Annotated in this window: 33 protein-coding genes; 17 read left to right on the top strand and 16 right to left on the bottom strand. The window is 52.3% G+C overall.

The window, feature by feature from the left end:
* Positions 1-262: 262 nt before the first annotated feature.
* From E3E29_RS11705 to E3E29_RS12010, 3 genes are all read left to right on the top strand, one after another.
* Entirely contained in the window at positions 263-475 is a 213-nt protein-coding gene (locus E3E29_RS11705; RefSeq protein ID WP_240922725.1) for a hypothetical protein, read from the top strand.
* 27 nt (positions 476-502) lie between these two features.
* Positions 503-919, top strand: coding sequence for an ATP-binding protein (locus E3E29_RS11700; RefSeq protein ID WP_342764670.1), 417 nt, complete (start codon positions 503-505; stop codon positions 917-919).
* Between the two features lie 84 nt (positions 920-1,003).
* Positions 1,004-1,210 (top strand): hypothetical protein, encoded by a 207-nt coding sequence (locus E3E29_RS12010; RefSeq protein WP_342764644.1) that lies wholly within the window; start codon positions 1,004-1,006, stop codon positions 1,208-1,210.
* A gap of 57 nt (positions 1,211-1,267) precedes the next feature.
* Here E3E29_RS12010 and gltA read toward each other — a convergent pair whose 3' ends face one another.
* The 4 genes from gltA to E3E29_RS01540 form a co-directional block, all read right to left on the bottom strand.
* Positions 1,268-2,713, bottom strand: a complete 1,446-nt coding sequence (gltA, locus tag E3E29_RS01555; protein ID WP_167909199.1) for an NADPH-dependent glutamate synthase — start codon at positions 2,711-2,713, stop codon at positions 1,268-1,270.
* Entirely contained in the window at positions 2,713-3,588 is an 876-nt protein-coding gene (locus E3E29_RS01550) for a sulfide/dihydroorotate dehydrogenase-like FAD/NAD-binding protein (RefSeq protein ID WP_167909198.1), read from the bottom strand. Before E3E29_RS01550 ends, gltA begins: the two co-directional genes overlap by 1 nt.
* A gap of 173 nt (positions 3,589-3,761) precedes the next feature.
* Entirely contained in the window at positions 3,762-4,520 is a 759-nt protein-coding gene (locus E3E29_RS01545; protein WP_167909197.1) for a tRNA (adenine-N1)-methyltransferase, read from the bottom strand.
* Entirely contained in the window at positions 4,507-5,139 is a 633-nt protein-coding gene (locus E3E29_RS01540; RefSeq protein WP_167909196.1) for a hypothetical protein, read from the bottom strand. Before E3E29_RS01540 ends, E3E29_RS01545 begins: the two co-directional genes overlap by 14 nt.
* A gap of 55 nt (positions 5,140-5,194) precedes the next feature.
* Here E3E29_RS01540 and E3E29_RS01535 point away from each other — a divergent pair, with 55 nt between their 5' ends.
* The gene (locus E3E29_RS01535; RefSeq protein ID WP_167909788.1) at positions 5,195-5,524 is read left to right on the top strand and encodes a signal recognition particle protein Srp19; all 330 of its coding nucleotides are present in this window, start codon (positions 5,195-5,197) and stop codon (positions 5,522-5,524) included.
* Here E3E29_RS01535 and E3E29_RS01530 read toward each other — a convergent pair whose 3' ends face one another.
* Entirely contained in the window at positions 5,525-5,767 is a 243-nt protein-coding gene (locus E3E29_RS01530; protein WP_167909195.1) for an Lrp/AsnC family transcriptional regulator, read from the bottom strand.
* 365 nt (positions 5,768-6,132) lie between these two features.
* Here E3E29_RS01530 and E3E29_RS01525 point away from each other — a divergent pair, with 365 nt between their 5' ends.
* The 5 genes from E3E29_RS01525 to E3E29_RS01505 are packed head-to-tail and all read left to right on the top strand — an operon-like array spanning position 6,133 to position 12,568.
* A complete protein-coding gene (locus tag E3E29_RS01525; RefSeq protein ID WP_167909194.1) occupies positions 6,133-8,346 on the top strand; it encodes an ABC transporter substrate-binding protein in 2,214 nt (737 codons plus the stop codon).
* Positions 8,347-8,399: 53 nt separating this feature from the next.
* Positions 8,400-9,401: an ABC transporter permease gene (locus tag E3E29_RS01520; RefSeq protein WP_167909193.1), complete on the top strand. Its 1,002-nt coding sequence runs from the start codon at positions 8,400-8,402 to the stop codon at positions 9,399-9,401.
* Between the two features lie 9 nt (positions 9,402-9,410).
* Positions 9,411-10,613: an ABC transporter permease gene (locus tag E3E29_RS01515; RefSeq protein WP_167909192.1), complete on the top strand. Its 1,203-nt coding sequence runs from the start codon at positions 9,411-9,413 to the stop codon at positions 10,611-10,613.
* Entirely contained in the window at positions 10,606-11,586 is a 981-nt protein-coding gene (locus tag E3E29_RS01510) for an ABC transporter ATP-binding protein (protein WP_167909191.1), read from the top strand. The genes E3E29_RS01515 and E3E29_RS01510 overlap by 8 nt, the downstream gene beginning before the upstream one ends.
* A 10-nt stretch (positions 11,587-11,596) precedes the next feature.
* Positions 11,597-12,568 (top strand): ABC transporter ATP-binding protein, encoded by a 972-nt coding sequence (locus tag E3E29_RS01505; protein ID WP_167909190.1) that lies wholly within the window; start codon positions 11,597-11,599, stop codon positions 12,566-12,568.
* On the opposite strand, the gene E3E29_RS01500 is transcribed toward E3E29_RS01505, so the two are convergent.
* Positions 12,535-13,170: a hypothetical protein gene (locus tag E3E29_RS01500; RefSeq protein ID WP_167909189.1), complete on the bottom strand. Its 636-nt coding sequence runs from the start codon at positions 13,168-13,170 to the stop codon at positions 12,535-12,537. The two genes, E3E29_RS01505 and E3E29_RS01500, sit on opposite strands and share 34 nt — an antisense overlap.
* A gap of 51 nt (positions 13,171-13,221) precedes the next feature.
* On the opposite strand from E3E29_RS01500, the gene E3E29_RS01495 reads away from it, so the two are divergent.
* On the top strand, positions 13,222-15,387 hold the full coding sequence (locus tag E3E29_RS01495) for an ATP-dependent DNA helicase (protein WP_167909787.1): 2,166 nt from the start codon (positions 13,222-13,224) through the stop codon (positions 15,385-15,387).
* On the opposite strand, the gene E3E29_RS01490 is transcribed toward E3E29_RS01495, so the two are convergent.
* The gene (locus E3E29_RS01490; RefSeq protein ID WP_167909786.1) at positions 15,380-15,718 is read right to left on the bottom strand and encodes a hypothetical protein; all 339 of its coding nucleotides are present in this window, start codon (positions 15,716-15,718) and stop codon (positions 15,380-15,382) included. The two genes, E3E29_RS01495 and E3E29_RS01490, sit on opposite strands and share 8 nt — an antisense overlap.
* 103 nt (positions 15,719-15,821) lie before the next feature.
* Here E3E29_RS01490 and E3E29_RS01485 point away from each other — a divergent pair, with 103 nt between their 5' ends.
* The 6 genes from E3E29_RS01485 (at position 15,822) to E3E29_RS11950 (ending at position 20,101) form a co-directional block, all read left to right on the top strand.
* Positions 15,822-16,379 (top strand): dephospho-CoA kinase, encoded by a 558-nt coding sequence (locus E3E29_RS01485; RefSeq protein ID WP_167909785.1) that lies wholly within the window; start codon positions 15,822-15,824, stop codon positions 16,377-16,379.
* Positions 16,380-16,424: 45 nt separating this feature from the next.
* Positions 16,425-16,841, top strand: a complete 417-nt coding sequence (locus E3E29_RS01480; protein WP_167909188.1) for an RNA-binding domain-containing protein — start codon at positions 16,425-16,427, stop codon at positions 16,839-16,841.
* Positions 16,842-16,925: 84 nt separating this feature from the next.
* Positions 16,926-17,960, top strand: a complete 1,035-nt coding sequence (gene wtpA, locus E3E29_RS01475; protein ID WP_167909784.1) for a tungstate ABC transporter substrate-binding protein WtpA — start codon at positions 16,926-16,928, stop codon at positions 17,958-17,960.
* A gap of 37 nt (positions 17,961-17,997) precedes the next feature.
* Positions 17,998-18,747 carry a tungstate ABC transporter permease WtpB gene (wtpB, locus tag E3E29_RS01470; RefSeq protein ID WP_167909187.1) on the top strand — a complete coding sequence of 250 codons (750 nt, stop codon included), beginning with the start codon at positions 17,998-18,000 and terminating at the stop codon, positions 18,745-18,747.
* Positions 18,734-19,768 carry a tungstate ABC transporter ATP-binding protein WtpC gene (gene wtpC, locus E3E29_RS01465; RefSeq protein WP_167909186.1) on the top strand — a complete coding sequence of 345 codons (1,035 nt, stop codon included), beginning with the start codon at positions 18,734-18,736 and terminating at the stop codon, positions 19,766-19,768. Before wtpB ends, wtpC begins: the two co-directional genes overlap by 14 nt.
* Before the next feature lie 207 nt (positions 19,769-19,975).
* Positions 19,976-20,101, top strand: coding sequence for a hypothetical protein (locus E3E29_RS11950; RefSeq protein WP_277346681.1), 126 nt, complete (start codon positions 19,976-19,978; stop codon positions 20,099-20,101).
* Positions 20,102-20,105: 4 nt separating this feature from the next.
* Here E3E29_RS11950 and E3E29_RS01455 read toward each other — a convergent pair whose 3' ends face one another.
* Genes E3E29_RS01455 through E3E29_RS01440 form a run of 4 tightly spaced genes read right to left on the bottom strand, consistent with a single transcriptional unit; the run spans position 20,106 to position 22,467 of the window.
* A complete protein-coding gene (locus E3E29_RS01455; protein WP_167909184.1) occupies positions 20,106-21,296 on the bottom strand; it encodes a molybdopterin molybdotransferase MoeA in 1,191 nt (396 codons plus the stop codon).
* A 2-nt stretch (positions 21,297-21,298) separates the two neighbouring features.
* Positions 21,299-21,757 (bottom strand): PIN domain-containing protein, encoded by a 459-nt coding sequence (locus E3E29_RS01450; protein ID WP_167909183.1) that lies wholly within the window; start codon positions 21,755-21,757, stop codon positions 21,299-21,301.
* Positions 21,754-21,927: a hypothetical protein gene (locus E3E29_RS01445; protein WP_167909182.1), complete on the bottom strand. Its 174-nt coding sequence runs from the start codon at positions 21,925-21,927 to the stop codon at positions 21,754-21,756. The genes E3E29_RS01450 and E3E29_RS01445 overlap by 4 nt, the downstream gene beginning before the upstream one ends.
* Positions 21,928-21,954: 27 nt before the next feature.
* On the bottom strand, positions 21,955-22,467 hold the full coding sequence (locus tag E3E29_RS01440; protein ID WP_167909181.1) for a molybdenum cofactor biosynthesis protein B: 513 nt from the start codon (positions 22,465-22,467) through the stop codon (positions 21,955-21,957).
* Positions 22,468-22,586: 119 nt separating this feature from the next.
* Here E3E29_RS01440 and E3E29_RS01435 point away from each other — a divergent pair, with 119 nt between their 5' ends.
* Positions 22,587-22,802 carry a hypothetical protein gene (locus E3E29_RS01435; protein WP_167909783.1) on the top strand — a complete coding sequence of 72 codons (216 nt, stop codon included), beginning with the start codon at positions 22,587-22,589 and terminating at the stop codon, positions 22,800-22,802.
* Here E3E29_RS01435 and E3E29_RS01430 read toward each other — a convergent pair.
* The 5 genes from E3E29_RS01430 to E3E29_RS01410 all read right to left on the bottom strand — a co-directional run bounded on the left by E3E29_RS01430 (position 22,783) and on the right by E3E29_RS01410 (position 26,663).
* On the bottom strand, positions 22,783-23,784 hold the full coding sequence (locus E3E29_RS01430) for an asparaginase (protein WP_167909782.1): 1,002 nt from the start codon (positions 23,782-23,784) through the stop codon (positions 22,783-22,785). The genes E3E29_RS01435 and E3E29_RS01430 overlap by 20 nt on opposite strands.
* An 89-nt stretch (positions 23,785-23,873) precedes the next feature.
* Positions 23,874-25,070 carry an MFS transporter gene (locus E3E29_RS01425; protein WP_167909180.1) on the bottom strand — a complete coding sequence of 399 codons (1,197 nt, stop codon included), beginning with the start codon at positions 25,068-25,070 and terminating at the stop codon, positions 23,874-23,876.
* 3 nt (positions 25,071-25,073) lie between these two features.
* Positions 25,074-25,373: a PadR family transcriptional regulator gene (locus E3E29_RS01420; protein ID WP_167909781.1), complete on the bottom strand. Its 300-nt coding sequence runs from the start codon at positions 25,371-25,373 to the stop codon at positions 25,074-25,076.
* A 48-nt stretch (positions 25,374-25,421) separates the two neighbouring features.
* The gene (locus tag E3E29_RS01415) at positions 25,422-25,808 is read right to left on the bottom strand and encodes a PaaI family thioesterase (RefSeq protein WP_167909179.1); all 387 of its coding nucleotides are present in this window, start codon (positions 25,806-25,808) and stop codon (positions 25,422-25,424) included.
* Between the two features lie 9 nt (positions 25,809-25,817).
* Positions 25,818-26,663: a TatD family hydrolase gene (locus E3E29_RS01410; protein WP_167909780.1), complete on the bottom strand. Its 846-nt coding sequence runs from the start codon at positions 26,661-26,663 to the stop codon at positions 25,818-25,820.
* Positions 26,664-26,673: the final 10 nt, after the last annotated feature.

Below are 26,673 nucleotides of genomic sequence, written 5' to 3'. Positions count from 1 at the left end.
TCGCTCGTTTTTATTTTTGAGAGGGAGTTAAAAGAGTAGCGGCTTGTCACTACCCCCTCATCAGCCTACCCAAAACCCTATAACTTCTGCCCCAGGAGTTAACCTCTGGGATGGTAGTTGTGTATTTCGATGTGAGACCAAAAACAAAGAGGGAGGACCTCTATGATGGGGGGAGGAACTTAAGGAGTTTGAGCATTCTATATCCTCCGGAAACTCCTTAACCGTCATAACTGGCATAAGACGACTGGGAAAGACCTCCTTGATGATTATGGGGCTGAACGAGCTTGAAATCCCCTACCTTCTAGTTGATTTCAGGGGAATCAACCCAAATTCCAGAATGGACGTGTACAAGAGAATTGAAGGGAGTTTAAATGAATTTTTCAGGAAAAACAAGGAAGTTTGGAGGGCTCTGAAAGATAATCTGAAAAACATCTCCAGAGTCAGTGTGATGGGGTTTGGGATTAGCCTCTCGTGAGGAAAGGCAAAGGCGGACCTTCTTTCACTGTTCAGGAAGCTTAAGAAGTATGGAGTAGTTCTGGCTTTTGATGAAGTCCAGTACCTCAGGGGGCCTGTGGGCTCGGAGTTTGCCGGCATTATAACCCATCTTTATGATTATTCCGAGCTGAGGATAGTCGTGACAAGCTCAGAGGTAGGGTTGCTCCACGATTACCTTGGGGTCAACGATCCAAACGCTCCCCTCTACGGCAGATACTTCCATGAAATCAAGCTCAATAGGTTCACACCTGAACAGAGCGGAGAGGTTCTGATCAAGGGATTTAAGCAGGTCGGGATTTCTCCCCCAGAGGGGATTATTGAGAACGCTGTTTCCAAGCTCGATGGTATAGTAGGCTGGCTGGGTATTTTGGGAGAAAGGCGATTGAAAGAGGGTTCCAGAGGGATCTTGTGGATGAAGTCGTAGAGGAGGCTAAAGCGCTCGCTCCTCCAGGAATTCCGGAGCTTCCTTGAAAAACGCTCCCCCGCCCAGAAAAGGTACATTGAAATTATGAAGGCCGTTGCCCATGGGAAAAGTAGGTGGGAAGAAATAAAGGAGCACCTAGAAAGGGCCGAAGGAAGGAGCATTTCCGATAGCGTTTTGTCGCGGTTGCTTAAGGCACTCGTTGATTCATCGTTCCTGGAGAAGATCTCCGAAGGAAGGAACATTTACTACCAAATTCCCGACCCCATGCTGGAGTCCTGCTTTAGAGGGTAGTTTTTATTCGTTCCATCAAGGAAAATCGAAACTAAGAATCAAAAAGAGAAGTGAAAATCAGGCGTTCTGCCCTTCCCTCTTCTTCGTGAGGTACTCGTGGATGGCCTTAGCGGCCCTCCTTCCGTCGCCCATGGCGAGGATAACCGTTGCCTCGCCCCTTATAGCATCTCCACCGGCGAAAACGCCCGGAATGCTCGTCATAAGGTTCTCGTCAACGACGATTCTTCCGCGCTCGACTTCAAGGCCGGGAGTATTGATGATGAGCCTGTTCGGGTGCTTTCCGATGGCGATGATGACGGTGTCGGCTTCGAGCGTTACGTACTCGCCGGTTCCAACGATCTTCCTCTTGCCGCGCTTGTCCCTCTCCTCAAGGGCTTTCATCTTCTCGAACTTCACGGCCTTAACGTTGCCGTTCTCGTCGCCGATGAACTCGACCGGGTTGATGAAGTACTCGAACTTGATGCCCTCTTCCTTGGCGTGCTCAACCTCTTCCTCCCTGGCTGAAACGTCCTCCTCACCGCGGCGATAGGCGATGGTTACATCAGCACCGAAGCGCCTTGCTGAACGAGCGGCGTCCATGGCGGTATTTCCGGCACCGATGACGATGACCCTCTTCCCGACGTAGACGGGGGTGTCGTACTCCGGAAACTTGTAAGCCTTCATAAGGTTTACGCGCGTGAGGAACTCATTGGCGGTGTAAATACCATTGAGGTTGATTCCCGGGGCGTTGACGAGCCTTGGGGTTCCCGCACCCGATCCAATGAAGACCGCATTGTACTCCTCCAGGAGCTCCTCGATGGTGACGGTCCTCCCGACAACGTGGTCAGTGAGTATCCTAACGCCGAGCTTCCTGAGCTTGTCAATCTCCTTCTCAACTATCTCCTTCGGGAGCCTGAACTCCGGAATCCCGTACATGAGGACCCCACCTGCCTCGTGGAGGGCCTCATAGATGGTGACGTCGTAGCCGAGCTTGGCCAGCTCTCCTGCTGCTGTTAGTCCAGCAGGGCCAGCTCCGATGATGGCGACACCCTGGCCCGTTTTCTCGATCTTCGGGATTATCTCAAGGAGTAGCTGCTCATCTATCCCCTTTTCGCGCGCGTAGTCTGCAACGAACCTCTCCAGCTTTCCGATGTTGATCTTGTCGCCGACCTTACCCATGACACAGTTCATCTCACACTGGTCTTCCTGTGGGCAGACACGACCGGTTGTGGCTGGAAGGGAGTTGCAGGCCCAGATGACGTTGAGGGCCTCCTTGACGGCCTTGTCCGGGTTGTCGCGGTACTCCACGAGCTTGCTTATGAAGCCAGGGATGTTAATGTGAACGGGACAGCCCTTGATACAGGGTGCGTAGTCGTAGGGGCACTGGAGGCACCTCTCTGCCTCCTTAACGGCCAGCTCAAAGGTGTACCCGAGGTTGACCTCACCAAAGTCTTTAACCCTCTCCTCCGGCGGTCTCTCCGGAGTGGGAACGCGCTCCTTAATGATTTTTCTCCTAACCGCCATCACTGCTCACCTCCCTGAGCCTGGAGCCCCTTGAGATAGTGTTCCATGGCCAGCTTCTCCATCGGGGCATAGAAACCGGTCCTGTGGATGAGCTCGTCCCAGTCGACTTTGTAGGCGTCAAATCCAGGCCCGTCGATGCAGGCGAACTTGACCTCGCCGCCGACGGTAACACGGCATGCTCCACACATTCCAGTAGCATCGACCATGATCGGGTGAAGGTCGGCGTGCATGGGGATTCCATACTCCTTGACGACGTTGAATATGGCCTTCTGACCACCGGCCGGACCGACGGTGAGCACCATGTCAAAGTGCTCGTTCTCAAGTAGCTCCCTGACCTTGGCGACTGCCCTCTTAGCGAGTTCCTGGCTGATTTCGTTCATACCCCAACCCTCCTGAAGGTCAAAGCCTTCAACTATGTGCCTCGAAACGGACTCCTCAAAGTCCTCCTTGAGGATAACCATGGGGTTCGGGGTGATGTGAAGGGTCGTAACGTCGTTTCCGAGCTCCTGCAGAGCCCTAGCTATTGGGAAGACCTCAACCATTCCGGTTATCAGGCCAACCGCGAGTATCCTGCCGTATTTCTTCATCGGGGCAGGGTTTCCGAGCGGGCCGGCGACGTTGAGGATCTCATCGCCGGGCTTCAGTTCGTTGGCCATCTTCATGGTAGTCTTTCCGCGGACGAACGTGACAAGCTCTATCCATCCCTCTTCACGATCCCACCTTATGGGAGTCAGAGGAATCCTCTCTCCCGTGGGAAATGCCCTGACTATGACAAACTGTCCTGCCTGAATCTTTTTGGCAACATGGGGGGCATGTATTCTATACCAGACCTCGTTCATGGCGAGCTCCTTCTTGTCGAGTATCCTGTAAGGCATAATGAACACCTCCGTACATAAGCCCAGATTTGGGCATCTAAAGATTCACAACCTTGAGTGCTTATAAACCTGTTGTTAACCAAAGGTTGAGAATCCTGAAAATGTGCTCTTACACATATAACATTATCGAAAGATACTGGGGCAGAAATGAGAAACGGTAAAAGACCTCGAACTCAGAGTTTCCGTAGAAACGTTATGTAACCCGTGTGGGCCAGCATTGTTGTCTTTGGCCTCATGCACTCCTTCTTAACCTCTTGTTCCCTGACGAGAACCTCAATGATTCTCGGCTTGTAGAACTCTTTCTTGTACTCCTGGAAAGCCTGGAAGAAGCGGTGAACCTGGTTGGCACAGGGGGTGTATGCAACGAAATACCCTCCCGGACGGAGAACCCCAACCGCGTGCGGGAGAACGTTCTCCGGCTGCGGGAGGTCGAGAACTATGTGATCCGCGTGCTCTTCTTCTATCCCTTCATAGATGTTTCCGAGTTTTATCATCACCCTGTTGGAGAAACCAGCTAACTCAACGTTCTTTCTGGCTATCTCAGCATGGTCTTCCCTCACCTCGTAGCTGATGACCCTCCCCGTTGGCCCCACCGCGTTGGCGAGAAAGAGGGTGAGAGCGCCGCTTCCAGCACCCGCCTCGATGACGGTATCCCCTGGTGAAATGCCTGCATAGGCAATGATTATCCCGGCATCCTTCGGGTGAACTATCTGGGGCCCACGCCTCATCTTGGCTATGATATCGTTGATATCGGGCTTCAGGATTCTGAACTCCTCTCCCTTGTGGCTGGTTACGGTATCTCCATAATCTTTCTCCAGGAGCTCATTGAGCTTTATTACCCCAAGATCCGTGTGGAATTCCTTGTCCGAGACTGTAACAAGATAGCGTTTGCCCCTCCGGTCTATAATGAGAACCTTCTCACCCGTCTTCAACCCCTGAACCTCCCTTGAGTACTCTCAGGCTTCCGTCTGTAAGGGATATCACGTGTGAGGCCATGTTCTCCACAACGGCCAGCACCTTCGGGTCGACTGCCTTGATGTCAAGTGGAACAATGGTCACGAAGTCCTCCACTGGAAGGGAGCTGATAACGTACAGCAGGTTGTACAAACCGGAATCGCCCGTGAAGTGAAGGTACTCTGATATCCCAAAGATTACAAGGTAGCGGGGCCTCCTCGGGACACTGAGGGCCCTGCGCATCATCCAGTAGTAGGCCTTCATGAAGTTCTCCGTTCTACTGTATACCTTTTCCTCTCCAATAATCTCACCGTAGCTGGGATTTCCTGGTCCCACCTTGAAAACGTGTATGTGCTTCTTCCCCTCTATGAACTTCCGGTATTTCCGGCTCGGAGCAAGCCGCACGTAGTTGCGGAACATTATATCCCCTACACCGTATATGTCAATAACAGCTATATCGCCCTCTTGGATCATGGCAGATATAATCTCACCCCATATCACCCTCTCCCCATCCGAGAGGGGTTCGTACTCGATTATAACCCGGTCTCCAGGCTGGAGAAGGGCGAGCAGGCGGTCGACCCCTTCATATTTCAGCATGTCATCACCACAAGGATTTTTAAACGACGAATTTTAAAAAGTTTGGGTGAGAGGAATGCATAAGTTCGTGCTGTGGCCAAATGAGATCGATGCTAGGATTCCAAGAAAGTACGGGCGGCTGGTTCCAGAGAACGTGGCGGTAAGGGCACCATCCCCGAGTGAAATTGAGGACGCTGCCCTCGCTCTGGGCCTTAAAATCATTGAAAAAGACCCGACTAAGTTGAACCCTAGATTAGCGGGTCTGGAAGAGGACTACCGGAGCAGGGGTGTTATGGTGATAGAATCACCGCACGGAAAAGGCAAAACCGCTAGACTGCTCAGCGAGAAGATTCGAGAACTAAGAAAACGCTCGGAAGGAAGGAAATCCAAGCGGAAGAAGCACTGATCACTCTTCTTCCATTTCAACGACTATCGCTGTCGTGGTGTCGATAACACCGTCGATGTTGTGGATGTCGTGGAGTATCTTCCTAGTCAGTTCTCCGAGGTCGTTGGCCTCAATGTAGACTATGGCATCGTAGGGCCCGGTCACTGCGTCGGCCCTTATAACTCCCGGTATCTGCTCGAGGGCCTCTATAACGCTCTCCACCTTTCCAATCTCTATAGTCAACAAAACGTAGGACTTAACCATGGGGACCACCTTCAAGCTTTTACAGTCCTATTTTGTACACCCTTTAATTTAAGCTTTTCGCAACCTCAAAGCAAAGGGACAGTGAAACCTCATTCATATCCCTGAGAACCGGTTCAACAGGACATTTTTCATGTAGAAAATTTGGCGGATGACAGCGAACCACCCTGTCAAGAAGTTTAAAGAATTTTTAGAGGGGTACCAATGTCAGAATTGACCATTGAGCTACGACGCACGTCCATGATAAGATTTCGTTTAGCATACTGTACTGTCCTGGTAGGTTTGTTCATATTCAAATGTGTGCATCGAAAGATTTATTACGGACATTGACCACAATATGAGTGCCGATACCTTAGAGGTGGTACACCATGGCATCCAAAAAAATGGTGTTGTCTGTTTTTATTGTATTTTTAATGGCCTTTGCAGTAGTGGCCAGCGGCTGTCTTGGAGGCGGTGGAAGCTCAAGCACCACAACTTCAAGCCCAAGTGCAACCTCCAGCTCAAGCCCGAGTCAGAGCACAACTTCAAGCCCAAGTGCAACTTCAAGCCCAACAACGACTACAGTTTCACCCACTAAAGTGGTTCAATACGTTGGGGACCATCTGTCCAACGCTACCGTTGTTGAGACTCCCAACTACGTTGTAATAGTCGGCCCCGAGGGGAGTGGTGCTAAAGTCAGCAACCTCCCGAACAAGCCCGCCATAGTCGTTTCATACAAGGTCAATGAGAAAAAGACCCCAACTATACAAGAGCTCATGAACGAGAGCCAGGGATTCGGTGCAATAAACCCTGCCTTCCTACGTGATCCCAACCTTGACGCCCTTATCAAGGTCGGCAGGGAAGTAACCGATATCAAGATCAGGGAGGCCATCTACAACGCCCTGTACATAATGGCCAACAAGGAAGTTCCCGAGATTATCATCGGCGATAACAAGGCCGCACGCGTCTCGTGGAACTGGGTTCACGACTGGTATTACAACCCGGTCCTCGCCCCACGCTGGGATCTCGTCATGGAGGATAAGAATGCTCCTTCCCAGGCCATTGGAATAGGCGACTATAAGAACGAACCTGGAACGATAGTTGAGGCAACCTTTGGATGGCCGAAGTCCTTCGACCCGGCCTTCGACTACGAGACCTTCGGATGGGCCGTATACCACAACGTTGGTGACACCCTCGTTACATACTGGAAGAACGAGACCAAAGAGGTCTCACCGGATCTGGCTGTTGCTTGGGCACACAACAAGAACGGTACAGTCTGGTACTTCGTCATAAGGGGTGGTGTCAAGGCCTATGATCCGAAGAACAACCAGCTCTATCCGATAAACGCAACCGACGTTGAATTTGAGTTCTGGCGCGTCCTCAGGGCAGGATACTCTGTCAACTGGATGCTCGCCACTTACACTAACCTCAGCGCAAGCTACGCTATGAGTGAGAACGAGTTTAACAAAGAGGCTCAGAACGGCCTCATAGCGGAGTACCAGGGCAAGGAGGAAACAGTTAAGAGCCTTAACCAGCTCCTCCAGTTCTTCGGCTACAACGGTCAGACCGCAGGAGTTTACAAGCTCGTCCTCCCGCACCCGTACGGCGGTATATTGAGCGTTCTCGCTGACCCCTACCTTATGGTAATCCCAGCCAAGTACATGCTCGGCGACAAGTACGAGGAAGCCATGAAGGCCGCAGACTGGGGTAGAAAGCCTGACGAATGGGCTAACTACGTTCAGAAGGGCTCCGACGACCCGATACACAAGATGCTCCAGGACAACATGATAGGGGTCTTCACTGGACCATTCTACATCAAGGAAGGAAAGGAGAACAGCTACCTCGTCCTTGAAAGGAACCCCTATTACTGGAACGCCAGCATATGGAGCAAGCTTGAGAGCGAAAACCCGGGCCTCGTTACGACAAAGAGGGTAATTTACGTCCTCTCCAAAGACCCGCAGACGAGGATAAGCCTGTTCCAGAAGGGCGTTGCAGACATTGCGGCCGTTCCACTCACGAGACTTAATGCCGTCCAGAACCTCAAAATAGGAAACTTCGAGTCAAGGATAGATACCGTCGTGACCCCAGATATGGTCTTCGTTGTCCTCAACGCTGCAAAAGAGCCTTTCAACAACGAGCTTGTAAGGGAAGCCCTGGCATGGGCAACACCCTATAACAAGATCTACCAGGCCGTTTACAACGGATACATGGTTCCGAACTACGGCCCGATACCGGTTGGATGGCTCGGTTACACCACCTGCTGCGTGAACAAGTACTCCTTCAACCTGAACAAGGCCCTCCAGCTCCTCAAACAGTCCGGAATAAACCCAAGTGACTACAGCATAACTATCTACTACAACAGCGGCAACACGGAGCGCCAGGATATGGCGACTCTCCTGCAGAACACCTGGGGCCAGCTCGGCTTCAAGGTTACTGTAACCGCACTCTCATGGCCAACGCTCCTGCAGAAGACGGGTAGCGGCGACTTCCAGGTTTACATCGTCGGATGGGCACCGGACTTCCTCGACCCGGACGACTACATAGGGCCGTTCCTGCAGAGTGCCGTTGTATTTGACAGCCTCAACTATGAGGTTATAAGCTGAAGTTTTCCTTTCTTTTTCTATTCTCTGTTTAAAAGTGCACGGAGGGAAAGATCGTGGCAGGACTGGGAAAGTTCCTCGTTAGAAGGGGTCTAACCTTCATCCCCACACTCATAGGTGTTACGCTCATAGTTTTTATTATAGCCTATGTTATTCCGGCCAACCCCGTAAGGGCATGGGCCGGCGGCGAGAAGGCCTCTCAAGCCGCGATTGAAATGATAAAGAAGGAATACCACCTGGATCAGCCATGGTACGACCAATACTGGTTCCTGCTAAAGGGGCTCTTTACCAATAAGCTCCTTGATCCGCTAAACCAAGAACCAGTTTTTAGCAATATTGGAAATCGTTTCGTTGTGACATTTCAACTGGCCCTGTTTGCGTTCTTTTTCGTCGTGCTCATCGGCCTTCCCTTGGGTATAATCTCCGCATTGAAAAGGAACAGCGCGACGGATATGGCCTTGAGGATACTGGCCCTCATCTTTATCTCAACTCCAATCTACGTTATAGCCTACCTCTTCATCTGGCTGTTCTTCCTGCACTGGAGCATGACGACCCTTGCCGGAATTCCACCAGGACCCCCTCACGCAATAACGCACATTCCGGTTATTGACGCCCTCCTGACACTGGACTGGGGGAACTTCGTACAGCAGGTTCAGAGATTCTGGCTACCAGGCTTCACACTGGGGATAGCTGCGGCAGGTGTCCTGATGAGGTTTACAAGAAACTCCTTCCTTGAAGCATACGGGAGGGACAGCACGCTTTTCCTCAAAGCAAAGGGGGTCCCAAAGAGCAGATTGTACCGCCATGTATTGAAAAACGCCCTCGTTCCAGTTATAACTATCCTGGCACTTCAGTTCGGCGGACTCCTTGCAGGGACTCCAATAACTGAAACTATTTTCAACCTCCCCGGGATAGGTCTCTATGCCCTGAACGCAATAGAGTACCTCGACTTCCCCGCTCTGATAGGGGTGACCTTCCTGTATGCAATAGTCTTCGTGACGGCCAACCTGATAGCTGACGTACTCTACGCCATAGTTGATCCAAGGGTAAGATTTTGAGGTGATACAATGCCGGAGAAGAAGGTTGAGGAGTACGAAGAAGCCGAAGAGTACGAGATGAGCATTCTCGATAGGCTTAGCGATAGCCTCATAGACGCCCTTGCTTCATTCATAGAGCTCTTCAGAAAGGGTTGGAAAAAGAGAAGTCAGTCTAAAATAAAGGAATGGAAACTGATGGCATATGCCATAAACCGCTCGCCACCAACTTTGCTGGGTGTTGTGATAGTCATTGCCTACATATTCATTGGAATCTTTGGACCATATCTGGCTCCCTGGCAGTACGACTTTGAACCAATCCTCTACAACTCGACCACAAGGCTGGCCCACCCCGGAGCCACCGCCTTTCTGAACGTTACAGAGATTGAGAACTGGCACGTTATCCAGTACACCACAACCATACATTACCCCCTTGGGGCTGATACTCTGGGAAGGGACATTCTGAGCATCCTGCTGGCTGGGGCGAGGGTGGCTTTAGTACTTGACGTCTTTATCATCCTCATAGGTCCTACCATTGGGATAATACTGGGTCTCATCTCAGGCTACTACGGCGGCAAGGTGGACGAGACTATAATGCGCATAACCGATATGTTCCTCGCTTTCCCAGGGCTTATCCTGGCAATAGCGCTCTCGGCTGTTCTCCCGGGCAGGATACAGTCATTCCTGAACCACCACCACTGGTTCCAGGTCATCGTTCTCAAGCTGTTCGCCCTCAGTCCGCGGGACGTCAACAATCTGGGTGCGCTCCTCTCGGTGTTCGTTGCCCTGATAATCGTCTGGTGGCCAGGATATGCGAGGATAACCCGTGGCTCAACGCTCACCGAAAAGGAGAACCTCTATGTTGAGGCCGCAAGGGCAATAGGCCTGCCCACGAGGACAATCCTATTCAGGCACATCCTTCCAAACATCATAGGCCCGATACTGGTAATGATAACCATGGACTTCGGAAACGTTATCCTGACGGAGGCTGGTTTGAGTTTCCTTGGCCTCGGTGCCGTTCCACCGATACCAGACTGGGGTAACCTCATAAATCAGGGGGCCAGTTACTTCCCGCAGGCATGGTGGCTGGTGGCCTTCCCGGGAATAGTCATAGTCACCGTCGTCCTCGGATGGAACCTACTCGGAGATGGACTTAGAGACGTTCTCGATCCAAAAACCAGGAGAAGCCTTGAGTTCAAGGTTAAGAAGAAGGCTGGAGGTGAGAAGAATGCCTGAACCCATCATAGAGGTCAAGAACCTTCGCGTTTATTTTTACACTTACGCAGGCGTTGTAAAGGCCATCGAAAACGTCTCCTTCGACATCTACCGTGGTGAGACCCTCGCCTTGGTGGGTGAAACCGGCTGTGGAAAGAGTGTGACCTCCAGAGCGATAACCCAGCTTATAGAAAGCCCTGGAAGGATAGTAAGTGGCCAAGTTATATACCACCGTGACGATGGCTCCACCGTTGACCTCCTTAAACTAAACGAGGAGAAAATCAGAGAGATTAGAGGAAATGAGATAGCGTACATTTTCCAGGATCCTCATTCTTCCCTCGATCCCCTTTACACCGTTGGGTACCAGATAGGGGAGGCAATGGAAGTCCACGGAAAGGTGAAGAACATAAAGGAGGGCATCGGTAGGGCCGTCAACATACTAAAGGAGGTTCTAATACCCGACCCAAAGAACAGGGTGAAGAACTACCCCCACGAGCTCTCTGGCGGCATGAAACAGCGTGTGGTCATAGGAATTGGAGTATCCAACAACCCCCGTCTCCTCATAGCGGATGAGCCAACGACTGCCCTAGACGTTACGGTTCAGGCTCAGATACTTGAGTTGCTAAACGAGCTCAAGAGAAAGTACAACGCCACAGTGCTCCTCATAACCCATAACTTAGGTGTCGTCGCCGAGACTGCACAGCGCGTCGTCGTTATGTACGCGGGAAAGGTTGTTGAGATAGGCTCGATAGACCAGATCTTCCACAACCCACTCCACCCTTACACGGTCGCCCTCCTGCGGGCGGTTCCCAACCCGTTGAAGAGGATAGATCGGCTTGAGAGCATACCCGGAACCGTGCCCAACCTAATAACACCCCCAAAGGGATGCCGCTTCCACCCAAGGTGCCCGTACGCTACAGAAATCTGCCGGAGAAAAGAACCCGAACTCAAGGAAATTGAGCCCGGCCACTTTGTGGCCTGCCACCAGTACTGAGGTGAGAAGGATGGAACCGATACTCAAAGTTGAAGGTCTGAGGAAGCACTTCCCGGTTAGGAGCCTCCTGAGAACAATCGGATGGGTCAAGGCAGTAGATGGAATCGACTTTGAGATTTACCCGGGTGAGACGTTCGGACTGGTTGGGGAAAGTGGCTGTGGAAAGACGACCACAGGGAGGACCATACTTCGCCTCATAGAACCAACCTCCGGGAGTATCATCTTCAACGGGAGGGACGTTACCCAATTAAAGGGCAAGGATATGCTCTGGTTCAGGAAACACGCTCAGATAATGTTTCAGGACCCGTACTCCTCGCTCGATCCCAGGCAGACAGTCTTCAACACCATAATGGAACCCGTTAAGTTCCACGGCATCCCCGTTGACGACCCTGAGGATTTCGTGATAAGGCTCCTTGAGAGCGTCGGGCTGAACGAGATGCATCTCTACAGGTACCCCCATGAGTTCTCAGGTGGGCAAAGACAGAGGATAGCACTGGCGAAGATACTTGCTTTGAGGCCAGATTTCGTCGTTCTGGATGAGCCGACATCGGCGCTGGACGTTTCGGTTCAGGCCAACATCCTCAACACACTCAAAGACCTTCAAAAGAAGTACGGCTTCTCCTACCTCTTCATCAGCCACGACCTGGGCGTCGTCAAGTACATGAGCCACAGAATGGGCGTTATGTACCTAGGGAAGCTCGTGGAGGTGGGGCCAGCGGAGAGGATATTTGAAAATCCACTTCACCCATACACCCAGATGCTGCTCTCTGCCATACCCATTCCAGACCCCGAGCTCGCCAGACAGAAGAAAAAGATGGAGATTAAAGGTGAGCCTCCGAGCCCCATCAATCCCCCCCAGGGTTGCCGCTTCCACCCAAGGTGTCCACTTGCTAAGGCTGGTCTCTGTGATAAGAGGGAACCCCCACTCGTGGAGGTCGAAAAGAACCACTACGTTGCCTGCTGGCTGTACGAAAAGTCCTGAGCTCTTTTCTCAATTTCTTTTGGCAGGAATGTTCTCCTGAAATACGCGGAGTAAAATGCCGTTCTAAAGGCGGGATCAATTTTAAGCAAGTTGGTGTAGACCTTATCTTCTCTCCCATCTATCTCAACTATTCTACCGGAAACCACCCGAATATCTTTGTAGAGCACCCCCTCTACCATTATCCGGCGGGAGTCAAAGTCGTCCACACTTTTCACTCCAAGAACGCTCTTGAGTATTGAAAGTCCCAGTGAGTTCTCCCTCTCAACCTGGGCAAGTATTTCATCGGTTGCGACGTGCCTTCCATGACCGCTTGGGATTCCAAGGATGCGGAGGAAGCTCCACCTCCTCATGTGAGAAACCCTTTTGCTGAGCACTTCTTCAGATGTCATCTCAAGCTTTTCAAACAGTTCTCTGAAAAAGTTTTTGAGATCTCCTTTTAGGAGAACTGGCAGTGGATCTGCTGCTGAATCGGTGAAGTTCTCCCGCGATGGATCCTTGATTAGAACAGTCTTCCTTGGTCCCAGGGACAGAAACTCAACGAAATATGCATCAATGACGAACCTTCCCTCGGGCGTTCTGAAAGCTATGAAAGGTACCTCCATAGTCCATCCCAAATCTATTTAACCTCCCCCTCAATAAGCCTTGCGGTGAAAATGAAGGTCGATGAACTTCCCGTTGACGAGAGAGTGAAGAGGATCATCAAGGAGCGGGGGATAGATGAACTCTACCCACCCCAGGCGGAGGCCCTTAAGAGCGGAGTTTTAGAGGGAAAAAACCTTGTCCTGGCCATTCCCACGGCGAGCGGAAAGACCCTGGTGAGCGAGATAGTTATGGTGAACAAGCTCTTGACTGAGGGTGGAAAGGCGGTCTACCTTGTCCCACTCAAGGCCCTTGCTGAGGAGAAGTACAGGGAGTTTAAAGAGTGGGAGAAGCTTGGAATAAGAGTGGCGGCGACCACTGGCGATTACGATTCAACCGACGACTGGCTCGGGAGGTACAACATCATCGTTGCAACGGCAGAGAAGTTCGACTCCCTGCTGAGGCACGGGGCGAACTGGATTAAAGAGGTCAAGTTAGTCGTCGCAGATGAAGTCCACCTCATCGGCTCCTACGATAGGGGAGCAACGCTGGAGATGATACTTACCCACATGCTAGGGAGGGCTCAGATTCTGGCTCTGAGCGCGACCGTCGGAAACGCGGAGGAGCTTGCGGAGTGGCTGGACGCCTCGCTGGTTGTAAGCGACTGGCGGCCAGTCGAGCTGAGGAAAGGTGTTTTCCACCTCGGCCAGCTCTTCTGGGAGGACGGCAAAACTGACCGCTATCCAGAGAACTGGGAGAGCCTTGTGGTGGACGCAATAAAGAAGGAAAAGCAGGCGCTGGTTTTCGTTAACACGCGCAGGTCCGCCGAGAAAGAGGCAATAAGCCTGTCATCAAAAATATCCCGCTTGTTAACAAAGCCCGAGAAGAGGGCACTTGAGGAACTGATTTCATCCATTGAGGACAACCCGACGACTGAGAAGCTCAAACGGGCTCTTAGAGGCGGTGTGGCCTTCCATCACGCAGGACTGAGCAGGACGGAGAGGACGCTGATAGAGGATGCATTCCGGGCCAAAACGATAAAAGCCATCGTAGCTACCCCTACACTCGCCGCTGGCGTGAATACCCCCGCTTTTCGCGTGATAATCCGCGATACGAAGAGATACGCCGGCTTCGGCTGGACTGACATCCCAGTTCTTGAGATACAGCAGATGATGGGAAGGGCGGGAAGGCCGAAGTACGATAAGGTTGGAGAGGCCATCATCGTTGCGAGAACTGAAGACCCCAAAAAGCTCATCGACAAGTACATCCATGGAAAGCCAGAGAAGCTGTTTTCGATGCTTGCCAACGAGCAGGCGTTCAGGAGCCAGGTTTTAGCCTTGATTACAAACTTCGGCATTGAGAACTTTGGGGAGCTTGTTAGCTTTCTCTCAAGGACTTTCTACGCCCACCAGAAGGGTGACACGGCCTCCTTAGAGCACAAAGCCAAAAACATCGTCTATTTCCTGATCGAGAACGAGTTCGTTGACATGGACATGGAGGACAGCTTCATGCCGCTCCCCTTCGGAAAGAGGACCTCCCAGCTCTACATCGACCCCCTCACCGCCAAGAAGTTCAGGGACGCTTTTCCACAACTGGAGAAAAATCCCAACCCCTTCGGAATCTTCCAGCTAATCGCCTCAACCCCGGATATGGCCACCTTGAACGCCAGGAGGCGTGAGATGGAGGACTACCTCGATTTGGCCTACGAGATGGAGGAATACCTGTACTCGAACATCCCCTACTATGAGGACGCACGCTTTCAGGGCTTCCTCGGGCAGGTCAAGACCGCCAAAGTTCTCCTTGACTGGATAAACGAGGTTCCAGAACCGAGGATTTACGAGACCTACAACATAGACCCAGGGGACCTCTACAGAATCCTTGAGCTCGCCGACTGGTTGATGTACTCCCTCATAGAGCTCTACAAACTCTTCGAGCCGAATGAAGATGTCCTCCAGTACCTCCGCGACCTGCACCTCCGCCTGAGGCATGGTGTCCGCGAAGAGCTCCTTGAACTGGTGAAACTGCCAAACATCGGGAGAAGGAGGGCCAGGGCCCTCTACAGCGCTGGCTTCAGGAACGTTGAGGCAATTCTCAAAGCCAAGCCAAGAGACCTCCTCCAGGTCGAAGGCATTGGTCTGAAAATCCTGGAAGGGATTTACAGGCACCTTGGGGTTGAGATTACTGCCGTGGATGAGCCAAAGCAGAAGAAGAAAGGGAACCTGGACGACTTCCTCAAATAACTTCCCCCTCCTTTTTCTCAATCGATATCAGGCTGAAGACGTTTCTTCCCGGTTGAATACCACTTTCCAGTGTTTTGCGATAGAGCCTTCCCCCAGTTCTCTGGCCGAGGAAGTAAGCTATCACAAAAATTGCTATCAGCGGGATGCCCTCTGCGTTCCAGCTCAGCCCAGCGAGATAGCGGAGGAAAACTACCAACGGAACGGGCAGGTGAACCGCAAAGGCCCATTCCACCTTGCTTCCCCTTCTTTTGGCATCCGCTCGCCAGAAGCCGAACGGGATGTTCACGGAGAACGTAATCATGAGTCCCAGGATGAACCACGTTGCGTTCATCTTTCCCACCAAAAAAGTTTAACTAACGAACCTTAAAAAATTTTGCCCTCCTAACTCCCCATCAGATTTTTAAGGGACTGGAGGCCTACTTGGTGTGGGCACAATGATAGTCATAGTATCTGGAATGCCCGGTTCTGGAAAGAGCAGGATCGTTGAGGAGTTCGAGAGAAGGGGTTTTCCAAGCGTTTCTCTCGGGGACATCGTAAGGGAAGAAACGGTAAAGCGGGGCCTTGAGCTCAGCAAAGAGAACGTGGCAAAGGTAAGTATACGCCTGAGGCAGGAAATGGGCCAGAACGCAGTGGCGAAGCTCGCCGTTGAGAAGGTGAGGGAGCTTTTGGCAAAAGCCAGGCTCGTTGTGATAGACGGCGTGCGCTCTCTGGATGAGATAGGGACATTCAAGGGTGCATTCCCAGATGAGCAACTGGTGATAGTGGCAGTCCACACACCGCCTAAAATCCGTTTTCAGAGGCTCAAAGCCCGCGGCAGGCACGACGATCCTCATACATGGGAAGACTTCGAGGAGAGAGACTGGAAGGAGCTCCGCTTTGGAATCGGAGGCGTTATCGCGATGGCCGACCACATGCTTGTGAACAACGGCTCAAGAGAGAACTACGAAAGGGCCGTCCAAAAGCTGGTCGGTGAGATACTCTCCGAGCTTTGAGAAGCTTTTTAATCCTTTTCTCCCAACTCCACTGGAGGTGAAAACATGAGCGAGCTGTTCGAGGAAGTGGAAGTCGAGGCTTACGTTTATCCCACGGAGGACATCGAGAGGGTAAAGAAGGCTATGCTGAACCTCATCCCCGATTTGGAGTTCGAGGCCTTCGATAAGGGAGACTACGTAATCCTGGCTGGCAAAACCAAGAACAGAAAAGCCCTGAGCAGACTTTACGAGCTCTTCCGCGGGCAGGCCATTCTTGACACCGCGCGCTCGTTCCTGGAGGAGGGCTACTTCGGCGAGGAGATAATCATAAAGGTGAACAAGCAGGCAGCCTACGCTGGAGTTGTGAACTTCAACGAGGAAAGTCCGCTCGGTTCGATAACAATAATCATAAGGACGAAGGATCCAGGGAGGCTAATGAAATGGCTTGCTCCGAGGACGAAGGACGGAGTGCCCGTGGAGTGAGAAAAACACTTTCGTTTTCATTAACTATTTTGTTTACCCAAAACGTTTAAATTGGTCACTTCTGTCCTTTTTAGGGTGGTGCTGATGAGAAAAGCAGGGTTGTTACTAACCACTGTCCTGTTACTGGCCGTCCTCTCGGCCGGCTGCATATCGGGTTCTCCAGGAAAGACTTCAGAGAAAGAAGCGACGCTGACGATCTTCCATGCAGGTTCGCTCAGCATACCCTTTCAACAGCTTGAGAACGAGTTCTCAGCATACGCTGAAAAGAACCTCGGCGTCAAGGTGAAGTTCCAGGACGAGGCGAGCGGGAGCGTTGAGGCCGTCAGGAAGGTTACTGACCTCCATGAAAAGGCTGACATCGTGGCAACTGCCGACTACACGCTAATCCCCCAGATGCTGGTTCCCAACTATACCGACTTCTACGTCCTCTTCGCCACAAACCAGATAGTAATTGCCTTCACGAACAAGAGCAGGTACGCGGACGAGATTAACTCAACGAACTGGTACGAAATCCTCGCCAAGCCCGGCGTCCGCTTCGGCTTCAGCAACCCCAACGACGACCCCTGCGGCTACCGCTCGGTGATGGTCATGAAACTGGCAGACCTGTACTACCACAAGCCCATATTCGAGACCCTCGTTGAGAAGAACACCAACATCTACGCCAACGGCACCCACGTCTACGCACCCAAGGAAATCCAGCTTAAGACGGACAAAATAGTCATAAGGCCGAAGGAAACCGACTTGACCGGTCTCGTTGAATCGGGAAGCCTTGACTACTTCTTCATCTATAAGAGCGTCGCAGAACAGCACAACCTCAGCTACATAACCCTACCCGATGAGATCAACCTCAAGGACTTCAACAAGGCCGACTACTACGGGCAGGTCGAGATAACCCTCGGCTCGACAGGGAAGACGATAAAGGCTAAGCCCATCGTCTACGGCGTCACCGTCCTCAAAGACGCTCCTAACAGAGAGCTCGCACTCCAGTTCCTCAAGTTCCTGCTCGGGGAAGAGGGTAAGAAGGTCTTTGAGGAGAATCACCAGGACTTCCTGAACCCACCGGTGGCCTTCGGAAACGTGCCCGATGAGATAAAGGATCTGGTCGAGGTCAAGGGGTGAGGTTTTTATTCTCCTCCCCTTATTTCGGTGGAGAGCAATGCGCCGGGACTACACCCTCTACCTCTTCGCAGCGCTGGGAAGCTTCCTAATAGCCTATATAGTTGTTCCCATCACAGTGATTTTTCTTAAGCAGGCCTCCGACTGGGGGATGCTGGTCAAGACCCTCCACGACCCGTACGTAATAGAAGCCCTTAGGAACTCACTCTTAACGGCCACTGCCACAGCCTTCATAGCCCTCCTCTTCGGCGTTCCCCTCGGCTACATCCTAGCTAGGAGGGATTTTCCCGGAAAGAGCACCGTTCAGGCATTGGTGGATGTCCCGATAGTGATCCCGCACTCCGTCGTCGGCATAATGCTGCTCGTTACGTTCTCAAACTTAATCCTCGACAACTACAAGGGTATAATCGCTGCCATGCTGTTCGTCTCGGCCCCATTTACAATCAACGCCTCCCGCGACGGGTTTTTGGCGGTGGACGAGAAGCTGGAGGCCGTCGCCAGAACCCTCGGTGCCTCTCGCCTGAGGGCCTTTGCATCGATTTCACTTCCAATGGCGTTCCCGTCGATAGCAAGCGGGGCGATAATGACGTGGGCAAGGGCAATAAGCGAGGTCGGCTCGATACTGATAGTTGCTTACTATCCAAAAACAGCACAGGTTCTCATCATGGAATACTTCAACAACTACGGGCTGAGGGCCTCAAGGCCGATAGCGGTCGTGATGGTGAGCCTCAGCCTGGGAATCTTTATAGTGCTCCGCTGGCTGGTGGGGAGGAAAAATGCTGGAAGTTAGAGGAATATCCAAGGATTACCGCGAATTTCACCTGAAGGAGATTACATTTTCAGTCGAGAGGGGAGAGCACTTCATAATTCTCGGACCGAGCGGCGCCGGAAAAACAGTCCTTCTTGAAGCGATAGCAGGGATAATCGAGCCGGACTCTGGAAAGATACTCCTGAACGGGGGGGACATAACGGGCCTGCCGCCCGAAAAGCGCGGCCTGGCGTACATACCTCAGAACTACGCCCTCTTCCCGAACATGAGCGTCTTCGACAACATAGCCTTTGGTTTGAAGATCCGGAAAAGGCCAAGGGCAGAAATAGAGCGGAAGGTTATGGAACTATCGGAGGTCCTTGGAATCTCCCATCTCCTCAAAAGAAAGCCAAAAACCCTGAGCGGGGGGGAGCAGCAGAGGGTGGCAATAGCGAGGGCTTTAGCAGTTGAGCCGGAACTCCTCCTGCTCGATGAGCCCTTCGCCAACCTGGACGTCGGGACGAGGGGAAGGCTGATCAGGGAGATGAAGCGCTGGAAGGAGGAGCTCGGCTTCACCGCCCTTCACGTTACTCACTCCTTCGAGGAGGCCGTGAGTCTGGGGGACCGCATTGGGGTCATGCTCGGCGGAAGGCTCGTCCAGACAGGGCCCGTCAGGGAGGTCTTCTCAAGGCCAGCGAATGAAGAAGTGGCGAGGTTTTTGGGCTTTGAGAACATCATCGAGGGAACCGCCGAGGGGAGAACCTTGAAGGCCAACGGGATAACCATAGAACTCCCCGTTGAGGCCTCCGGGAGGGTGAGAGTTGGAGTACGGCCCGAGGACATAGTCCTCTCAGCCAGGCCCTTGAAGAGCTCAATGAGAAACGCCTTTGAATCCGTAGTCGAGGGGGTTGAGGAACTCGGCCCACTCGTTAGGGTTAGGCTTAAGGCCGGCAACACAGAGCTCTCGGCCTTCATCACGCGCTCCTCTGTCTTCGAGCTCGGCCTCGAAGTTGGCAGAAAGGTGTGGGTTGGTTTTAAAGCGAGTGTGGTTCACGTGTTCTAAGTCACGAAGGGTCGCCCAATTTACCATTACTAAAAGTTATGCATATTTTGCATATTCACCATTCATGGATACAAAATTTGAATAGAAAAGGCTTAAATATTCCCACCACGTACAAGGAAACGATGCCCCATGCAGGCCATAACAAAAAGGAATGATCCGATACGTGAAGTCCTCCCCTGGGCATCCTCAGATTATCTGGAGAGGCTGATGGAAGAGCGAAAGAAGGAGATGGGCGAGGTCCTGGAGATCCTTGATTCCTTGAGCCTCTCCGATATCCCTGAGGAGGTCAGGGACATAGTTAAGAGGCCCGCATGGGAAAGCCTTCTCGTTTGATTTCTTAGTAGAGCGTTACCTCAACCTCTTCCCCTTCTAAATAACCCTCGCTGTCCTCTGGGATTCCCATGTAACCGTTGCTCTCCACGAGCGAGCTGATTATCCCGCTCCCCTTCTTCTTTATTGGTCTCGCTTTTCCGTTCTCGTACCACACTTTAACGAACTCGTACCTACCGAGCTGGCTCGGAACCCTCTCAGTGAGCCTCGCGCGGACCTTCGCCTCGTAGTTCCTTGCGCCAACGAGCTTCGCCAGGGCATGCTTGACGTAGAGGTGGAACTGGGCAAAGACGGCAACCGGATAGCCGCTCATGACGAACGTCCTTTCGCCGTAGCCTATTGGCCTTCCGGGTTTTATTGTGGTTCCGTGGAAGAGCAATTTGACGAAACTGTGGGCGAAGTCCATGTCACCGAAGGCGGAACCACCGGTTACAAGGACAAGATCGTTCTCTGAGCGAGCTTTTCTGATCGCCTCGCCAATCTTAACCTCATCATCTGGGAGGACCCCGTAGAACCTCGGCTCGCCAAAATACTGCTTAACGAGTCCCTTAAGCATGACAGAGTTGCTCTCCAGTATCTTTCCGTGTTTCAGTGCTTCCTCATCAAACTCCTCGATGAGCTCGCTGCCAGTAACTATTATCCCTACTTGCGGCTTCCGCTTGACCTTAACGGTCTTGAAGCCGATGCTTTTGAGTATCGCTATGTCCTGATGCCTTAGAATCTGCCCCTTCTTGAGAACCACCTGACTCTTTCTAACGTCCTCCCCCTTCATGGCCACGTTTTGTCCTGGGGCAACGGGCCGGAGAACCCTGATTACGTCGCCTTCGCGCTCGGCCATCTCCTGCATCAGGACGGCGTTTGCACCCTCCGGAATTTTGACCCCTGTGAGGAGCTTCACTGCAGTTCCAGGTTCTACGGTCTTACTGCTCTCCCTCCCAGTCGGAACCTCGTCTATCACCCTCAGCTCGACAGGTCTGTACTCCCTTGCAGGGAACGTGTCCTCAGCTCTAACAGCATAGCCATCTACAGCCGCTCTGTTAAAAGGTGGGCTGTCTATCGGTGAGGTGACATCCTCAGCCAGAACCCTTCCAGAGGCCTCGTCGAGTGGAACCTCCTCAACCTCAGCGATTTCGCTCAAATCGTTCAGGAGAAGGGACAAAGCCTCTCCATACGGCATGAGCCTTTTGAACTCCCTCATAACTACACCCCCAGAGTTTTAAGCCAGTCTACCCGCTTAAAATCAGAATCAAAAGTGGCAATGTTCTCAACGTTGTGGCTCCGGCAGGCCAGCACAATTTGAGCATCAGATGGCATCAGGTTGTACTCTTTCATAGTCTTGTACAGCTCGTCTCTTCTGAATGAATCGCTGACTATAACGACCCCAAGTTCATCAAGAAGGCCATTCAGAGATGCCACCACTTTAGAAAACGGCTCCCATCCATTCTTAGCTACGAACTTCCTCAGGCTGTGCTTTCCTTTTATTCCCATCTTTTCCCTGCCGACTATGAGGGCCAGTGCACCGAGGGCTTCTCTATAAACTGTGGGGGACGTCAAAAATACCCAGGAACCCAGCAGTATTTCCTCAGCTACTCCGGCTTTTTCACCATCCACGAGGTACTCCACTATGACGCTGGTGTCGATGAGCAGGAGATCGCTCAAAGCTCTTCAGCCTCCTTGATGGCCCACAGTACTGTCTCCTCGCTGCTCTTTCCAAGTATCCCTCTGAACCGTTTTATTTTCTGTTTCTTGTCCTTGTTTAACGCGAGTTTATTATCATTTTTTGTGGGGACATTGCTTATCCTATCCACTTTTTCCATATTCTCACCCACCATGTCCTTGCACTCTTGTCCTTAAAACTATTCACGCCCGTGCTTTAGAACGTGTCCTGCCTCGGCCAGTATGAGCTTTATTCCCGTCTTGGTCGCCCCCAGGCTCCCTGGTAGGCAGAACACTGCCATGGCCCTTCCGGAGCTCCGTATTATGCCTCCCGTTGCCCTCGTTATCATAGCCGCGGTTCCTATCTCCTCGTAGCTGACGAGTCTGAAGATCTCCCCAAAGGAGAGTTCTTTGTCAAGAAGGGGTCTGATGCTCTCTATCGTCACGTCCCTGCTCGTTATCCCAGTACCTCCAGAGGTCACCAGAACATCCGCTCCGGCGCGAAAGGCATCGACAACCGCCCCGATTATCTCCATCTTCTCATCGGGTACGATCTTGTAGAGAACCTTCTCGTGCCCGGCCTTTTCCAGCTCTTCCACCAGGAACTTCCCACTCTTATCCTCTTTCTCCCCCCTGCTCGCGGTGTCGCTGACAGTTACAACGGCGAACTTAAACCTCCTCGGAGCCTTCTCCTTATGGTCTTTAACCCCCATGATATCACCGGGGGAAATTAGAAAGGAAGCTTAATAACATTTGTCTTGTTAAATAAATCTGTTTAACATACCGGCAGAACGATTTTAAGGACGTTCGAGAAACCTCTATGGTGATTACCATGTTCATGGCAGAGTTCAAGCTCCGCTATGGAGAAATGAAGTGGTACGTGAGGAGGATAATAGAGGCAGGCAATAAAGAGGAGGCCGAAGAGAAGGCTAGGCGCTACGCCGAACTTATGAACCGCGGGGAAGTTACGTGGGAGCTGGGCTACGTTATAGAAGCGGAGAGGCCCCTCCTCGTTGGAGAGGAGGAACTCAAAAAGCTCGGGGCCTAATTTCGCTTATCTCCCCTGCAACGTTCTTGCCTATTATTTCCCTAATTTTTTCCACGTTCTTCGTATGGCCAAGGGCCCACATGAGCTTGGTGAGAGCGGCTTCTTTCGTCATATCCGCCGTTGGTATCACACCGGCCTCAAGGGCCCTTCTACCAACTTCGTAGCGCGTTAAATCCACTCCTCCATAGACTGCTTGGGTTGTCATGAGAACCGGCTTTTCCTTTGAAAGACCGGAGACCGCCGACAGAAGGTTCCTACCCCGGTAGGGTATGCCTCCAGCTCCGTATCCCTCAATGAGAACCCCATTCACAGCTTTTACGAGGGCCAGAAACGCCTCCGGGGAGAGGCCGGGCGTGAGGCGTATATCCGCGACGTTTGGATTAAGCTTCGGGTAAAAGGAGGGCTCACCCCCTGGGAGTTCTGGGCTCTGCCGCACTACCAGCTTTTCGCCCTTCACGTACGCCACATCCGGGTAGTTTATGCTCTGAAAGGCGTTCAGGCCCAGGGAGTTCACCTTAGAAACACGGGTTCCAAGCATTATCTTATCCATAAAGGCAACGTAAATCCCGGGCATTCCAGAGCGGGCGAAGGTAACCGCCGTCCTTAGGTTCCTAGGCGCATCGCTCCCCGGTTCTGTTATTGGGAGCATTGAACCGGTTAGAACCACTGGAATCGGAGGGTTCCGCACTATAAAGCTCAGCGCCGAGGAAGTGTAGGCCAGTGTGTCCGTCCCGTGGGTGATGACGATTCCATCGTACTCTCCAAACGCCTCAAAAACGGCCTTTCCGATGGTTATCCAGTCCTCCGGCTGCATTAACGTGCTGTCAACGCTGAGGAGGTCGAGGCTCTCGATAATCTCACCGCTTCCCGCTTTTATACCCGCAATGTCCAGTATCTCATCGATGCTCAGCTGAGCCTTGTAGCCTCTCTCCGTCATCGCACTCGCTATTGTGCCCCCAGTGCCGATGATGAGTATCCTCATGCTCTCCACCGGCGGAAGTAGGACCATGGGTTTTTAGTCTTTTTGACAAAAATTGAAGAAAATAATGGGGAGAATTCGTCATTATGACATCAGCGTTCGCGGAGGAGCAACATCAAGAGGAGAGCTACCGCGTCCATCACGGCGGAGAAGAGGAAACTGTATGTTAGGGAGTAGCTCTTCCACAGCCAGCCTGCTATGACTGACGCGGGAAACACGAAGACCCCAAAGACCGTGTGGTAGGCACCTATGACCGTTCCCTTCTCGTACTCACGGGCGAGGTCGGCCATGTATGCCCTCGGGACGGTATCCTCAATGGCTATGTAGAGGCCGTAGAGGACGAAGGCTGCTAGGAGAGTGGACAGACTGCGGGCGTAGGCGAACGTTAATGAGGCCAAAGCCGCAACCCCAAAGCCCAGGGTTATCATCCTCTTCTTCCCGAACCTGTCGGAGTACGCCCCCATGGGATAAGCGGAGAGCGCGTAGATGAGGTTAAAGAGCGCGTAGAAAGCCATCCCCTGAACCACAGTGTAGCCAAGTTCCTCCGCTTTCCAGAGGGTAAAGGCGTAGCTGTACCTTCCAAGGGCTCCGATGGCCACGACACCGAGGAAGAGCTGAAGGTCTCTGTCTCTTAGAGCTGAGATGCCGGTTATCTTCTTTTTGACCTCCTTCCCTTTGTCCTTTACAAAGAGAACAATGACAAAGAGGGCGATTATGCCGGGTACGGCTGAAAGGAGGAACACGTACCTGTAGGCTGTCTCCTTCGGAAATCCCGCTAGGAGCTTCATAAGCCCTATAGCGACTAGAGGGCCGGTCACCGCGCCCAGCGTGTCCATCATCCTGTGGAAGCCGAAGGACTTGCCAGATTTGCCTTTCTCGCTGGATTCAGCTATTAAAGCGTCCCTTGGGGCCGTTCTAACGCCCTTTCCAATCCTATCAAGGGCCCTCCACGTAAGGAAGTCCCACCAGTACCTTGCGAAGGCGAGGGCTCCCTTTGAGAAGGTGGATATTGTGTAGCCGGCGAAAACAAAGGCCTTTCGTTTTTTAAAACGGTCGCTCACATAACCGAAGGCCACTTTGAAGAGGGAGCTCATGCTCTCAATAGCACCCATAATCGAACCGCTTGCGAGCTTTCCCTCGCCGAGAACGTCCATCAAATAGCTCGGTACTATCGGGTTTATCATCTCGCTGCTCATGTCGTTGAGAAAGCTGACGATTCCAAGGAGAAAGACATTCCAGCTTATTCCAAAGATTTTTCTCTCGATTTCGCTTTTTTCTTCGCTTTTCATCCTTCACTCCCTCAGAATCTCCATACAGAGCTCTCTAACCTTCTCTTTGGCCTCTCTGAGGAGCTTCTCCCCTCTCGGTGTAGCCCGGTAGAGGCGAACGCGCCTTCCGTTCCTCACTTCGCTTCTGCTCTTCAGGAGCCCCATATCCTCCATTCTGTGGAGGAGGGGGTATATCGTTCCTGGGCTCGTTTTGTAGCCGTGCTTCGCCAGTTCCTCCATCATGAGCTTTCCCGTTACCTCTCCCCCACTCGCGTGGTGGAGTACGTGGAGGCCCATGAAGCCGGGGAGAACCCGCCGTATCATATCGAACACCGATATCGGATTTCGATATTTAGGAATAAAAATTTTGGGTCACTCGAGCACGTGCTTCTCCAGAACGTAGCAGTGGAAGGTGCCTTCGAAGACCTTCTCGCCCTTTTCGTTGAGGACCTCCCCTTGGACTATCTTCTTTTTACCCAAGTCCTCAACGATTCTAGCCTTCGCTAGAAGCTTCTCGCCAGCCTTTACCGGCTTGAGGAACCTTGCCTCAGCCTTTCCGAGGACAACTGTCGGCTCGTTCACGGCCAACATGGCCGTGTAGTCGGCCAATCCGAAAGTGAAGCCGCCGTGGACAAGGCCGTACTCATCGACGGCCATCTCCTCCGTTGTCTTCAGAACTACCTCGGCCTCTGGCGGCCCGATCTTTGTGGGCCTTCCTACAAGCCTCTCGGACGTCATCTTGTGCGTCCTCTGCTCCATACTCCCACCTCACTCCTCCAGTTCTATCCCGTAAACCTTCTCAGGATTCTCGACATGGATTTTGTAGACGTCTTCCTCTGTGAAGAGCCCGTTCTGGAGGAAGGCCTTCGTCCTCTTGGGGACTGTTTTCGGCCCCAGGACAGCGCCGGGCCTTCTCCTGTCGTCTATGTAATCGGTCTCCATCATGAAGCGGTTCCCCTGCTTTATGGCCTCCTTGATGTTCTTTCTGCTCGCTATCACGCTCGGAAAAACTCCGACTTCCTCGGCCACTTTCACGAGCGGCGGCGAGAAGTGTTTGACGACTTTGTAGGGCTTTATCCCAACTTCCTTCACATATCTCCCAAGCTCCCTGAACTTCTCCTCGTCGAAGCTCTCTGTGTGCAGCTGAACCGCGCAGTCGGCTTCCTTTGCGAGGCTCATCCCGTACTTCATCAGCTCTATGCTTGCTTCCCAGATATCCTCTGGAACTTCGTAGTGGGGCCTACCTATCTCGCCGATTCCTATCGCCTTTCCTTCAAAGCATAGCTTCTGGGCATAATCTAAAGCCTTCATGACCTCGTTTTTCGCGTACTCACGGCCTTTCTGCCTCGCCAGATAGTCGAACTCCGCCGGATGGACCCCAACGACGGCGTAAGCCTTCACCGGAGTATCACTGTTTATCCTCTCGACGAGCTCAATGTGAAAGTCCATCGCCTTCATGAAGTCCTCGGCCTTAAGCCCTGGAAAGCCGTAGTCGTGGGCGCTCTTGTAGACCACGACGAGGTGAGTACCCCCCGCTTTGTGGAACTGTTTCACGGCATCCAGAAAGAGGCCGTGATACGGGTCGACGTGAAAGTGGTCTTCCCAGATTATCATCTTCACCACC

Origin of the sequence: Thermococcus sp. Bubb.Bath (genome assembly GCF_012027595.1) — an archaeon.
Lineage (GTDB): Archaea > Methanobacteriota_B > Thermococci > Thermococcales > Thermococcaceae > Thermococcus.
The sequence above is the reverse complement of the archived record's forward strand: the minus strand, read 5'-3'. Positions and strand labels throughout refer to the sequence as shown.

What these genes read in the sequence shown, in the direction of transcription:
- E3E29_RS01440 (WP_167909181.1), bottom strand. Translation starts at nt 22,467, where the DNA reads ATGGGGGTTAAAGACCATAAGGAGAAGGCTCCGAGGAGGTTTAAGTTC.
- E3E29_RS01410 (WP_167909780.1), bottom strand. Translation starts at nt 26,663, where the DNA reads ATGATAATCTGGGAAGACCACTTTCACGTCGACCCGTATCACGGCCTC.
- wtpC (WP_167909186.1), top strand. Translation starts at nt 18,734, where the DNA reads ATGCTGGAAGTTAGAGGAATATCCAAGGATTACCGCGAATTTCACCTG.
- E3E29_RS01415 (WP_167909179.1), bottom strand. Translation starts at nt 25,808, where the DNA reads ATGGAGCAGAGGACGCACAAGATGACGTCCGAGAGGCTTGTAGGAAGG.
- E3E29_RS01515 (WP_167909192.1), top strand. Translation starts at nt 9,411, where the DNA reads ATGCCGGAGAAGAAGGTTGAGGAGTACGAAGAAGCCGAAGAGTACGAG.
- E3E29_RS01550 (WP_167909198.1), bottom strand. Translation starts at nt 3,588, where the DNA reads ATGCCTTACAGGATACTCGACAAGAAGGAGCTCGCCATGAACGAGGTC.
- gltA (WP_167909199.1), bottom strand. Translation starts at nt 2,713, where the DNA reads ATGGCGGTTAGGAGAAAAATCATTAAGGAGCGCGTTCCCACTCCGGAG.
- E3E29_RS01435 (WP_167909783.1), top strand. Translation starts at nt 22,587, where the DNA reads ATGTTCATGGCAGAGTTCAAGCTCCGCTATGGAGAAATGAAGTGGTAC.
- E3E29_RS01430 (WP_167909782.1), bottom strand. Translation starts at nt 23,784, where the DNA reads ATGAGGATACTCATCATCGGCACTGGGGGCACAATAGCGAGTGCGATG.
- wtpB (WP_167909187.1), top strand. Translation starts at nt 17,998, where the DNA reads ATGCGCCGGGACTACACCCTCTACCTCTTCGCAGCGCTGGGAAGCTTC.
- E3E29_RS01455 (WP_167909184.1), bottom strand. Translation starts at nt 21,296, where the DNA reads ATGAGGGAGTTCAAAAGGCTCATGCCGTATGGAGAGGCTTTGTCCCTT.
- E3E29_RS01480 (WP_167909188.1), top strand. Translation starts at nt 16,425, where the DNA reads ATGAGCGAGCTGTTCGAGGAAGTGGAAGTCGAGGCTTACGTTTATCCC.
- E3E29_RS01525 (WP_167909194.1), top strand. Translation starts at nt 6,133, where the DNA reads ATGGCATCCAAAAAAATGGTGTTGTCTGTTTTTATTGTATTTTTAATG.
- E3E29_RS11950 (WP_277346681.1), top strand. Translation starts at nt 19,976, where the DNA reads ATGGAAGAGCGAAAGAAGGAGATGGGCGAGGTCCTGGAGATCCTTGAT.
- E3E29_RS12010 (WP_342764644.1), top strand. Translation starts at nt 1,004, where the DNA reads ATGAAGGCCGTTGCCCATGGGAAAAGTAGGTGGGAAGAAATAAAGGAG.
- E3E29_RS01530 (WP_167909195.1), bottom strand. Translation starts at nt 5,767, where the DNA reads ATGGTTAAGTCCTACGTTTTGTTGACTATAGAGATTGGAAAGGTGGAG.
- E3E29_RS01510 (WP_167909191.1), top strand. Translation starts at nt 10,606, where the DNA reads ATGCCTGAACCCATCATAGAGGTCAAGAACCTTCGCGTTTATTTTTAC.
- E3E29_RS01490 (WP_167909786.1), bottom strand. Translation starts at nt 15,718, where the DNA reads ATGAACGCAACGTGGTTCATCCTGGGACTCATGATTACGTTCTCCGTG.
- E3E29_RS01500 (WP_167909189.1), bottom strand. Translation starts at nt 13,170, where the DNA reads ATGGAGGTACCTTTCATAGCTTTCAGAACGCCCGAGGGAAGGTTCGTC.
- E3E29_RS01505 (WP_167909190.1), top strand. Translation starts at nt 11,597, where the DNA reads ATGGAACCGATACTCAAAGTTGAAGGTCTGAGGAAGCACTTCCCGGTT.
- E3E29_RS01420 (WP_167909781.1), bottom strand. Translation starts at nt 25,373, where the DNA reads ATGATACGGCGGGTTCTCCCCGGCTTCATGGGCCTCCACGTACTCCAC.
- E3E29_RS01535 (WP_167909788.1), top strand. Translation starts at nt 5,195, where the DNA reads ATGCATAAGTTCGTGCTGTGGCCAAATGAGATCGATGCTAGGATTCCA.
- E3E29_RS01540 (WP_167909196.1), bottom strand. Translation starts at nt 5,139, where the DNA reads ATGCTGAAATATGAAGGGGTCGACCGCCTGCTCGCCCTTCTCCAGCCT.
- E3E29_RS01495 (WP_167909787.1), top strand. Translation starts at nt 13,222, where the DNA reads ATGAAGGTCGATGAACTTCCCGTTGACGAGAGAGTGAAGAGGATCATC.
- E3E29_RS11705 (WP_240922725.1), top strand. Translation starts at nt 263, where the DNA reads ATGATTATGGGGCTGAACGAGCTTGAAATCCCCTACCTTCTAGTTGAT.
- E3E29_RS01485 (WP_167909785.1), top strand. Translation starts at nt 15,822, where the DNA reads ATGATAGTCATAGTATCTGGAATGCCCGGTTCTGGAAAGAGCAGGATC.
- wtpA (WP_167909784.1), top strand. Translation starts at nt 16,926, where the DNA reads ATGAGAAAAGCAGGGTTGTTACTAACCACTGTCCTGTTACTGGCCGTC.
- E3E29_RS01425 (WP_167909180.1), bottom strand. Translation starts at nt 25,070, where the DNA reads ATGAAAAGCGAAGAAAAAAGCGAAATCGAGAGAAAAATCTTTGGAATA.